Origin of the sequence: Microcystis sp. LE18-22.4A, assembly GCF_027531105.1 — a bacterium.
In the GTDB taxonomy this organism is placed as follows: Bacteria; Cyanobacteriota; Cyanobacteriia; order Cyanobacteriales; family Microcystaceae; genus Microcystis; species Microcystis aeruginosa.
Genome location: NZ_JAPZRB010000296.1, coordinates 1 through 1,330 on the forward strand (window position 1 = coordinate 1; position 1,330 = coordinate 1,330).

Annotated in this window: 2 pseudogenes; both read right to left on the minus strand. The window is 41.1% G+C overall.

What is annotated here, in order from left to right:
• Nucleotides 1-42: 42 nt before the first annotated feature.
• Nucleotides 43-930: pseudogene (locus O9295_RS13545) on the minus strand (RNA-guided endonuclease InsQ/TnpB family protein); the annotation flags it as partial.
• An 8-nt stretch (nucleotides 931-938) separates the two neighbouring features.
• A pseudogene (locus O9295_RS13550) lies at nucleotides 939-1,187 on the minus strand (IS30 family transposase); the annotation flags it as partial.
• Between the last annotated feature and the right edge of the window lie 143 nt (nucleotides 1,188-1,330).

Sequence of the window (1,330 nt, forward strand, 5' to 3'; positions counted from 1 at the left end):
TTGACATCCTCACCGCCGTAAACGGACGGTGATTCCCAAACCTCACGATTTAGGTTTCTGCTTCTGTCCCGAAGGATTTTTCGCACCTGCCTTAACAGATTTACTCTGTTCTGGTCTTATGGTCGCTCTACAGACTGACACCGCAAGCCCTGCGGCCAAAATATTTTTACTAGCGTTAACATCTCGGTCATGGTGTGTTCCACAGTCTGGACAATCCCACTCTCGAATATTTAACGGCATTTTCTCAGCAATATACCCGCAATTACTACACCTTTTAGAGCTAGGAAACCATCTATCTATTTCGATGAAATTTCTCCCATACCAACGGCATTTATAGGCTAATTGTCGGGTTATTTCTCCCCAGCTTACATCAGATATTGCCTGAGATAATTTCGGGTTTTTGACCATATTCTTGACGGCTAAATTCTCAACCACAACCGTTTGGTTTTCACGAACTAATTGAGTGGTTAGCTTATGTAAATGGTCTTTTCTGCTATCGGTGATTTGAGCGTGAATCTTGGCTACTTTGATTCTTGCTTTTTCCCGATTCTTTGAGCCTTTCTGTTTTCTAGAAAAATTTTTCGCTGCTCTTCGCAACCTCTGATAATGTTTCTTAAAATGCTTAGGATTAGATACCTTGTCTCCATCGCTGGTAATCACAAGGCTACTAATGCCTAAGTCAATTCCGATGGCTTTATCGGTTGGGGGTAATGGCTTAATTGTTGGGTCATCAAATCTTATTGAGATATGCCAGCGTCCAGACGGATGTAATCTGACTGTTACTGTGCTTGGTTCACAGCTTTCTGGGATTTGTCTTGACCATCGAATAGGTAAAGGTTCTGTGCATTTAGCTAAATAGATTTGTCTGTCTTTGAACTTAAAAGCAGATTTGGTAAATTCGGCACTTCCTCCCTGATGTTTTTTCTTAAAGGGCTGATTCAAGTCTGAATTGCATCACTATCTGATCTACCTTTATAGAATACCTCATTCGGGGTACGATAGTCAAGACATTTTCGAGGACGATTGTTAATCAAGTTTACGGCTCTTTCTACCTGCTCTGGCTTAACAATTTTGAAATTCGTTCCCTTGGGAAAAAATTGTCTTAACAGTCCCTTGGTATGCTCGTTTAATCCCCTCTCCCAAGAATGATAAGGAGTAGCAAAATAAAAATCTGCTCCTAGTTTCTGACCAGGGTAAGCTCATCTAATTTGGTATAAATTGTACTTGACAAAGATTTCTGAATAGGGTAATCAAATCGCCATAGCACCGTCCCGCACTGCCAGTACCCAGACTTAGCCGCTGCTACCTCTGTATAATTTATAATTAGCCT